At 55.7% G+C, this 8,034-nt stretch carries 6 protein-coding genes; all 6 read right to left on the bottom strand.

Features of this window, described 5'->3' with window-relative positions:
• Positions 1-193 precede the first annotated feature (193 nt).
• The 6 genes from ACUVTA_RS07355 to aprB all read right to left on the bottom strand — a co-directional run bounded on the left by ACUVTA_RS07355 (position 194) and on the right by aprB (position 7,596).
• Positions 194-1,369 (bottom strand): 4Fe-4S dicluster domain-containing protein, encoded by a 1,176-nt coding sequence (locus tag ACUVTA_RS07355; RefSeq protein WP_445952305.1) that lies wholly within the window; start codon positions 1,367-1,369, stop codon positions 194-196.
• Between the two features lie 139 nt (positions 1,370-1,508).
• On the bottom strand, positions 1,509-3,746 hold the full coding sequence (locus ACUVTA_RS07350) for an FAD-dependent oxidoreductase (protein ID WP_445952304.1): 2,238 nt from the start codon (positions 3,744-3,746) through the stop codon (positions 1,509-1,511).
• 6 nt (positions 3,747-3,752) lie between these two features.
• Complete coding sequence (locus tag ACUVTA_RS07345) at positions 3,753-4,994, bottom strand: FAD-dependent oxidoreductase (RefSeq protein WP_445952303.1); 1,242 nt, start codon at positions 4,992-4,994, stop codon at positions 3,753-3,755.
• A gap of 23 nt (positions 4,995-5,017) precedes the next feature.
• Positions 5,018-5,209, bottom strand: coding sequence for a hypothetical protein (locus ACUVTA_RS07340; RefSeq protein WP_445952302.1), 192 nt, complete (start codon positions 5,207-5,209; stop codon positions 5,018-5,020).
• A gap of 26 nt (positions 5,210-5,235) precedes the next feature.
• Complete coding sequence (gene aprA, locus ACUVTA_RS07335; RefSeq protein ID WP_445952301.1) at positions 5,236-7,125, bottom strand: adenylyl-sulfate reductase subunit alpha; 1,890 nt, start codon at positions 7,123-7,125, stop codon at positions 5,236-5,238.
• A gap of 24 nt (positions 7,126-7,149) precedes the next feature.
• Complete coding sequence (aprB, locus tag ACUVTA_RS07330; protein WP_445952300.1) at positions 7,150-7,596, bottom strand: adenylyl-sulfate reductase subunit beta; 447 nt, start codon at positions 7,594-7,596, stop codon at positions 7,150-7,152.
• Positions 7,597-8,034 lie beyond the last annotated feature (438 nt).

Here is an 8,034-nt window from a genome sequence, read left to right as displayed (position 1 = left end):
AGACCAGCGGAAGAAGAATGACGCTCTATCCTTATTCTGGGAGGATATCAGGACGGTGCCGCTTGATTTAACGGCCATGTGGCTCGGCTTTGTGAATAAGGCCTTTTCCGTTTAAAATTGTGGCGGAAAGAAAAGAACAGGGAGAACCGTTACGGTTTATCTCCCTGTTCTTTTTTCTGCCCGGAAGAGGATTTTAAAGGCTCATAAGCTCATCCTGCTGCATCCGTTGAGCGCTCTGTTTCACCTTGATGAAGTAGAGGGCCAGAGGCCGGTAAACGGCGTGGGCCCACTTGGCAAAGAGGGCGCCGACGATGAAGAGCGGGACGATGAAGGCCAGGTGCAGGGCAAAGGCCCAGTAGGTGGCCGTGGGAACGTCTAAGTTCCGGAAGATGTGGGTGAGCAGGCCGGTTAAGACTGTTCCGCCTACGAGTAATAGGAAGGTCCAGTCCGTAGAGTGAGACTGCTGGTGCAGGGGCTCTTTTTTCGCCAGCCGGCCGAGGAAAGATTCGATGACCACGTAAAGGACGGCGGCGGTTGCGGCGTACTCCAGAAAACGCACCGGATGGAGGGCCGGGAAGAGCGGGTGCGGACTTCCCGTGACGAAGGCGACCTTGAATCCTTCGCGGATGATTTCCCCAAGCACCATGAAGCCTGCGTAAAAAGCGAAGATGAGGAAGCCTAAGACCAGCAGAAAATGCTTAATATAGCGGCTTCGGTTGGTGCAAAGGCTAAACCGGTTTTGCGTTACAAAATGGTAAAGAAAGGTACCCAGTTCTTTGGTATAAAGCGAAGCCGGAATCTTTACGTACTGCCCGTACTCTCCTGGACTCATAATAAATTTATGCATCCGCAGAACGTTTAGCGCTACCATAAAGGCGATTGCTGCCCCAAAAAGCATGCCACCGCCAATAATGAGCGACCGGGGCAGGAAACTGCTGAGATCAGCGTGTTCCGTAGAAGGCTGCCCCTGCAGAAGGAATACGAGGATCAGAGTAGCGGCAAAGAGCCCGGCCACCATCAGGAACTCAAAAGCCCGCGAGGTGTAAACCTTAAGGGAAAGGCCGGTCCAGTCGTAAAGGGAGGTGAGGTACCGGCGCATCGACATCATCACTTCACCCGGATTGGCCTGCCGCGGGCAGAGTCGGGAACAATCACCGCAGTAATAGCAGAGCCACGGCTCAACAGCGTTTTTGAGCTTATCTTCCATACCTAACTGGGCAAAACGCATAAACCGGCGTGGGAACTGGTTTTCGTCTGTGGAAAGGGGACAGACGACGGTACAGTTCCCGCAGTGGTAACACTGGGTTGCGGTGGTAGCCCCAAACTTCTTGAGGGTGCGTGCCAGGTTGGGGTTGACTTTAACGGTCACTCCTTATTTCCCTCCTAACGTTGGTATTTTTACCGAAAGCCGGTTTTAAGGTTAGGGGAGGAGCAGAGCCCCTTTTATCTTATAGGGCCCTGCTCCTGTAAAACGGGCGCCGGTTAAAATATATTCTGCGTACCGGCTCTTAAAAGCCCTTATACGGGTTAGGTCCGATCTTTTCGATCTGCTCTGCGAATTCGTTAATGATTTCGGGCAGATGCGGGTAGTCCATAATCTGGACCGTTTCGAACCTGACCCGCTCGGGCTCAAGCGCCAGCCGGCTCAGCGTCTCGGAGATTTTCGAGAGGCGGTAACGGCAAAGCTCGCTGCCTTTGACGAAGTGGCACTGGTAGTCTTCGTCGTGCCGGCAGCCGAGGAGCAGTACCCCGTCAATACCTTTTGCGAGCGCGTCGCTGATCCAGACCAAGTTCATTGAGCCCATGCAACGTAGCGGGATAACCCGGATCCAAGGGCTCAGCGTGAGGCGGGCCTGCCCGACCATATCGAGCGCCGGGTAGGCATCGTTCTCGCAAACAATAACCACGATCCGCGGCTTCTCCTCATCTTCTTCGGGCACCTCGATGGCTTTGATCATGTTACCGATCTGAACCACATTGTAGTTCTTGAAAGAGATGATCCGCTGCGGACAGGCACCCATACAGGTTGCGCAGCGCCGGCAACGGGTAGGATTGGGTAGCGGGTTGGCCTTCTCGTCTTCGTTGATGGCGCCGAAGGGGCACTCGACCGTACACCGCTTGCACTGGGTGCAGTTCTGCATGAAGAATTCGGTAACGGAGTTGTCCCAGACGCGCGGGTGGACGGCGTAACCCTGTTTAGTCAGCTCGATGCACTGGATAGCCTTGAGCGCTGCGCCAGTGGCGTCGTCAATTGTGCTGGGGACATCCATGGGTGCCCGCACTGAACCGGCCGCGTAAATACCGGTACGCCGTGTCTCGTAGGGGAAGCAGATGAAGTGGGAATCCGGGAAACCGTACTTTAGCATCGGCAATTCCGGACCCTGGCGGTACTGGAGGTTGAGGATATCAGACTTATAGTAAACATCGGGCCGGACCTTGAAGACCTCAATGTTGCCTTTCTTCGCTTCCTCCTCTTCTTCGGCACCCACAACCACCATCTCGCCTAGACAGGCCGTAGAAACCATACCTGTAGCTAACACTACCAGGTCGATGTCGTCGGCTTCGATGTTGTCGTTGACGAGGAGATCTTTGGCCTTAATGACCAGGGTTCCGCCAGCACCCTCTTCAATCTTGGGCTTTTCGGTCCGGAAGAAGACCACGCCTTCCTGCTGGGCGCGCTTGTAAAGGTATTCGTGGAAACCGGGTGCCCGGAGGTCCTTGAAGAAAATGTAAACTGCGGCGTCGGGGTTCTGTTGCTTAACGTAAATCGCCTGCCGCAGCGAGTCAAGACAACAAGTAACCGAACAGTAGGCGAGATGCTCCGGATCCCGCGAACCGGCGCAGAGGACGAAGGCCACGCTCTGGACCTCTTTGCCGTCTGAAGGCCGGATGATCTTACCTTTCTTGGCCATCTCCTCTAACTGATCCGTGGTCACCACGTTGGGTGAGCGGCCGTAACCCAGATCTTCAAGTTTAGTCGGGTCGTAGGGCACGGCACCGGTCGCCATAACGATGGCGCCGACCCGTTCCGTAACCTCGCCACCCTTGGTTTTAATCACCGCATCGAACATGCAGGGAGCGCCGCTGATCTGCGCAATCTGCGCCCCTGTATAAACCTTGATATTAGGATTGCTCTGAACTTCTTTAATTCTGTCGTGAATATCGGGATCGACCAGTTCGTTATAAGGCGGGCTAAGCGATACCTGTTTGTAAGCACGGGCCATATAACCGCCGAGGGTATCGCTTTTTTCGACAAGAACAACCTTACTTCCCGCCTTGGCGGCTTCGAGGGCGGCAGTGATGCCAGCAAGCCCACCACCGACTACGAGTACAGCCGTTGCCAGGTCCTGAACCTGGTACGGTTCCGGCGGGTTGGCGTCCTTAACCTTGACGATACCCATCCGGAGCTGGTCTTCTGCCAGCATTTGTGTATCTTCATCGTTAGCCGGGTGGCACCAGATGCACTGTTCACGTAGGTTTACCCGGTCAACAATAACCTCCGGCGGGAACTTGAAAATGTCGGTGTTAACTCGCGGCGAGCAGGCGGCGATGACGATACCGTTTAGGCCCTCTTTTTCGATATCTTCCTTGATTAGCGCTACCCCTTCCGGGCTGCAGAGGCAGTCGTGCGTTTTGCAGATACCTAACTTGTATTCGCCCGTAGCTACCTTTGCCAGCGCCTCGATATTTAGGGCTTCGCCAAGCCCGCAGCCAGTGCAGATGTATGCGCCTATCTTATTCGCCACGGCAGATTACCCCCTCTTCAGAGATTGGATGGCTTTGAGCGCCGCTGCCGTCGCGTTCCTGACCGCTCCGGATACATCCAGCGGGCTGGCAACGCAACCGGCGCCATAGATACCAGGCGTCGTATCGGCTACAAAGCCGTCCGGCGTCCGCGGCAACTCAACCGGTACGTACTTGGCGGTCGGGTCCATACCGGTAGCTAAAACGACCAGGTCAAAGGTTTCGCTCAGCAACCGCCCGGACTCCTGGTCCTCCGCTTGTACGGTTACGTCTTTGGTCGCCGGATCCTCGGTAATGGTCCCGACCTTGCCTTTCACCAGGGTGATATTACCCATCCCCTTGACCCGGTTGAAGAAGTCCTCGTACCGGCCCATGGCCCGGATGTCGATAAAGAAGATGCTGATCTGGGCATCTGGATGTTTTTCCCGGACGTAGGTGGCTTGCTTGAGAGAGGCCATACAGCAAACGCCGGAGCAGAAGGGCAGGTGGTTTTCATCGCGCGAGCCGGCGCACTGGACGAACGCGATTTTTTGCACGGGCTTGCCGTCGGAAGGACGGAGGATCTGCCCCCCGGTAGGGCCGTTTTCGGCCGCGAGGCGCTCCATCTGGACGTTAGTGATGACGTTCTTGAACTGACCGGCACCATACTGGGTAAGCTTGCTGATGTCATAAGGATTCCAGCCAGTCGCCCAGATAATGGCGCCTACCTGGAGCGTCATGGGCTGGGGCTGCATATTAAGGTCGATTGCGCCGTAGGGACACGCAGCCACGCATTTGCCGCACTTGGCTCCTTCACAGGCGGCGGCGTCGATTACGTACTTGGCAGGGAAGGCAAAGATGTGCGGCAGGTAGATCGCTTTGGTCTTAGCGAGCCCGTAATTGAACTCGTCGCTTCTTTCTGCCGGGCAGACATCGACGCACTTTCCGCAAGCGGTACACTTGTCGGTGACAAAACGGGGATTAAGCCGCACCTTTACGGTGAAGTTGCCTTCCTGGCCGGAGATCTCCTCGACTTCGGCCTGGGTAAAGAACTTGATGTACGGGCTGTTTTTTATGCGTCTCAGGTTAATCTCGAGGCCGCAATTGGGTGGGCAAAGCTTGGGGAAGTACTGGTTGAGTTGCGTCACCCTTCCGCCCAAGTAGGGCCTCTTTTCGAGGAGGAAGACCTCGTAGCCCACCTCTGAAGCTTCGACAGCTGCAGTGATGCCACTGATACCGCCGCCGACCACCAGAATCGCTTTGTTACCCATCCTGTGCCACCATCCTTTCGTTCTCAGTAACCGACACTGCGAAATCCTCCTTCACCTGAAGACTTAAGCGGCAAACCCGGCAAAAAGAACACATCATATTTTCCCTTCGACGCGGAAAGGAAAGCTCCTTCTTTAATTTGTTGAAAAATTGTGATAATTGGCCAGTAAAACCCAGGATTAGGCGAAAAAGAGAAAATGGCGGGCAAAGCCGCCATTTGGCTTTGCCCGCCATAGCTTACTCCTAGTCAACGATATAAATAACCGGCCGCTTGATAATCTCCCAGTTACCGGTGTTCCGGTCCCACTTTACGTTGACGAAGCAGTTGAAGTTGGCATCGTCCATCTTCGGGAAGTCAGCCCGGAAGATGTAGCCGGGATACCGCGTTTCCTCGCGGGCCAACACGGTCCGGACGTGCGCCTCGGCCTGCCAGGTCCGCTGGATGTTCTCGAAGACCCGCATCAGCTCGTGGAGGCTCCGGGCGATCATCTTCTCGCCGTCCTCCTTGAGCCACTGGAGCATCTTCAGGCAGAGCTCAAGTTTGTACTTGTTGGTGGCGTAGAACTGGCTCCAGCCACCGGCGTACTCGTCCATCAGCTTCTGCAGCCGGAAGAGGTACTGCCGCGGGACGATGTAGTTCGGGTTAACCTCGTCGGTGGTGCCGTAGTCCTTGTACTGCTCGTAGATCTCGAAGGGCTTCTTAATCCGCGCCTTGAACTCCTCAACCTGCGCCGGGTCGGGATTCGGCATGGTGTTGTTCTCAAGAATGAACTTGATGGCACCCTTCGCGGCGATCCGGCCTTCAGTGAAGGAGCCGGAGGAGAACTTGTGCGGCGAAGCGCCACAAGCATCACCAGCGGCGAAGAGGCCCTTCACGGTGGTCATCCGGTTGTAGCCCCAGTGGTACTCAGCGGGTGCCAGATCGGCGGGGCCGCTGCACCAGCAACCGTTAGCGCCGGAGTGCGAACCGATGAAGTAAGGCTCGGCGCCGGCGATCTCGGACGGCATCTGCTCCGGCCGGATATTCATCGCGGCCCAGAGGTTAGCCTGGCCGATCGTCATGTCTAGGAAGTCTTCCCAGGCTTCGCTCTCGAGCTCTTTCATTTTCTTCTTGAAGGCCTTCTCGTCGCCCTTGTAGGCTTCGGCCAGCGCAGCGATCGCCCGCTCGGTCCTCATGAGCAGCGGACCCTTGCCGTCCCGCTCCTCAAGGATACCCTGGTAGTTCCGCAGGTTGGTCGGGATCGGCTTGGTGGAGGCGTAGGGTTCCCACGGCGCCAAATCGGCCCTGCGGGTTTCAGTGTAAACCTCATCCAGCGTGTTGGTGGCGGTAGACTTAAAGAGAAGGAACCACGCACCAACCGGGCCGTAAGCGTCTTTGAAGCGGACGGGCACGAAGCGAACATCCTCGCAGGTCCGCTCGGCACCGGCCCTGATGGTGAAGTAGGTGCTGGAACCAGTCGAGAAGGGCGGGTACCAAGTCCGGCCAACACCCTCACCGGTGGAACGCGGCCGGAAGACGTGCACGGTACCGCCCATTGCAGCCAGAACTGCTTTGGCCTTGAAGACGTAGATCTTCTCCTCGCGGGTGCTGAAGCCGATCGCGCCGGCGATCCGGTCGCCGTCCATGAGCGGCTCAATAATGAAAACGCGCTCATAAAGCTCCATACCAGCCTCATTGAGCGCCTTCTTCGCGGCTTCCGCTACGAGGATCTTATAGGACTCACCGCTGATCATAACCTGCCACGCACCCGAGCGAATCGGCTTGCCCTCGGCATCGCGCCAGATCGGGAGACCCCATTTTTCAAAAAGGTGGACGCTTGAGTCAACGTGGCGGGCGATATCGTAACAGAGGTCCTGCCGGACGATGCCCATCATATCGTTGCGGACGTAGCGGCAGAACTCTTCCGGCGTCCGCTCGCCCTTCGCGAAGTTAAGGTACAGATTAATAGCGGAGAGACCCTGCGCAACCGCGCCGCTCCGGTCCAGGGCGGCCTTGTCCACGACGGTAACCTTGAGACCGTGTTTCTTCGCCCAGTAAGAAGCCTCGTAAGCCGCGCCGCAACCGGCCATACCGCCGCCGCAAATCAGAAGGTCAGTGGTGACTTCAACGGTTTCGAAATTCGGTACCGGCATTCCTTTAACCTCCTCCGTCCAGTCTTATTTCTTTAAAGTGGCAAGATCAAACCCGGCAGATTCGGGTTCGGTGAAGAGGTACTGGTCGTTGATGTCGGTGGCTTTGGAGCCGCTGCCGTAACCACCATCAACCACGGCGCCGCCTTCCGGTGTGGTGCGGATGGGGAACTTAAAGCGCTTTACTTCACCGTCGCGGAATTTAATGGTCCACATGATATCCTGGGAACCACGGAGCGGCACACACTGGGAGCCCATCGGAACAAAGTCGGCATAACCTCTTACGTCAATGGCCTGCTGGGGGCAGATCTTCGCGCAGCAGAGACACTCCCAGCACATCTGGGGATCACGCTGGTAGGCTTTCATCCGCTCTTTATCGAGGACCATGAGGTCGTTCGGGCAGATATACATGCACGCGGTTTTGTCCTGACCCTTGCAGCCGTCGCACTTCTCGGCGATTACGTATGCAGGCATAACTCAACCTCCTTAAGTAAGCGATTTATTCGTCTGTAGGGAAACTTCGTGCAGGAAACCAAGCGCGGGACTTTGGAGTTTGTGAACCACCTCCTTTAACGGCAAAGTAGGCAGTTGCGGAAATCATTTATTAAGGAAATCATTTAAAAAAAGTAGAAGTTATAAAGCGCACTAAACCAGCTATCGCGGAATTAACAGCAATAGCTTAGAAACCAGCCCAGCTTATTTTTATTCTCCGTCCTTACCAAAAATCCTGCCGGTTCTGCCCACTCTTTAAAGTTCTGCTACGCAAACCTTACCAGCAGGACAACCCTTTGTAATTTGTGTCCATTTTAACTTTAACAAAGTCCTTTTTATCATGTCAAGTAGTTAATAAATAAATTTGACCGCGTCAACCCACTGTAGGAATCTCAAAACCTCACCGCCCCCGAGCCTGGC

The sequence above is a fragment of the Thermodesulfitimonas sp. genome (assembly GCF_052743955.1).
This window is presented reverse-complemented; position numbering and strand designations above follow the sequence as displayed.

What these genes read in the sequence shown, in the direction of transcription:
- ACUVTA_RS07345 (WP_445952303.1), bottom strand. Translation starts at nt 4,994, where the DNA reads ATGGGTAACAAAGCGATTCTGGTGGTCGGCGGCGGTATCAGTGGCATC.
- aprB (WP_445952300.1), bottom strand. Translation starts at nt 7,596, where the DNA reads ATGCCTGCATACGTAATCGCCGAGAAGTGCGACGGCTGCAAGGGTCAG.
- ACUVTA_RS07340 (WP_445952302.1), bottom strand. Translation starts at nt 5,209, where the DNA reads ATGGCGGCTTTGCCCGCCATTTTCTCTTTTTCGCCTAATCCTGGGTTT.
- aprA (WP_445952301.1), bottom strand. Translation starts at nt 7,125, where the DNA reads ATGCCGGTACCGAATTTCGAAACCGTTGAAGTCACCACTGACCTTCTG.